General features: G+C 49.8%; 1 protein-coding gene. It reads left to right on the forward strand.

What is annotated here, in order from left to right; genetic code table 11:
• Nucleotides 1-600, forward strand: a 600-nt coding sequence (locus tag R7P74_RS27820) for a fatty acid cis/trans isomerase (RefSeq protein ID WP_318123899.1), incomplete at both ends; no start/stop codon positions are given.

The following is a 600-nucleotide window of genomic DNA, read 5'->3' on the forward strand; positions in this document are numbered from 1 at the left end:
TGAAACGCCACAGGCAGATTTCTTCCAACGCGAGGTAAAACCTATCGTCGATAACCGCTGCGTGGTTTGCCACGCCTGCTACGATGCGCCATGTCAGCTAAAACTCTCATCGGTAGAAGGGATCGACCGCGGAGCATCGAAAGCATTGGTTTATGAAGGCACTCGCCTGACAGCTGCTGCGCCTACTCGCTTGTTTGAAGATGCAGAAACCACCCAAGAATGGCGCGACGCTGGCTTCCACCCTGTTTTGAATGAACGCGACCAAAGCATGGCAGCAAACCTTGAAGCTGGCCTTATCGCTCGTTTATTGCAACAGAAAGAGCGCCATCCCTTGCCAGACCAAGTGCAATTAGAAGGTTTTGATTTTTCGATTGATCGTGAGCAAACCTGCCCGACAATTGAAGAGTACGAGCAGTACGAAAAAGACAACCCAAACTGGGGAATGCCATTTGGTATGCCGAATCTAACCAACAGCGAATACCACACGCTGATGACTTGGCTAGAAAACGGCGCGATCATGAATATGCACACGCCAATCAGTGACCAAGAGCAGGCGCAAATCAATCAATACGAAACACTGCTCAACCATTCAGACCTCAA

This window comes from Vibrio sp. 2033 (genome assembly GCF_033339735.1).